We start from the raw sequence: 290 nt of genomic DNA, 5'->3' as shown, positions 1-290 counted from the left end.
GACGGTTTGCAGAATTTTTTGTTCATCTGCTGAGACACCGAGTGCTGTGAATTTGTCACGTGACTCCAGGAAGCGGGTACGTTGATTTTTGACCAGCACTTTTTGTTTTTCGAGTTCGCTCAGATCACTTTGCAGACCGATATTGCGAATCGCGATACCACCTTCCAGCAAGGCAGTTTTCATGCTTGCCGCGAGCGTCGATTTGGCTTTGGCGGCGGCCAGTCCCTGCGACATTTGCTGACGATTGCGCGAACTCAATACATTATCAACCACCAGTATCAGAACCAGAC

1 pseudogene is annotated in these 290 nt (G+C 49.3%); it reads right to left on the bottom strand.

Annotated features, from left to right (window positions below):
- Positions 1–290, bottom strand: a pseudogene (locus KDM89_RS21745) (methyl-accepting chemotaxis protein); the annotation flags it as partial.

Origin of the sequence: Cognatundibacterium luofuense, assembly GCF_018139685.1 — a bacterium.
Classification (GTDB): domain Bacteria; phylum Pseudomonadota; class Gammaproteobacteria; order Burkholderiales; family Burkholderiaceae_D; genus Undibacterium; species Undibacterium luofuense.
The sequence above is the reverse complement of the archived record's forward strand: the minus strand, read 5'-3'. Positions and strand labels throughout refer to the sequence as shown.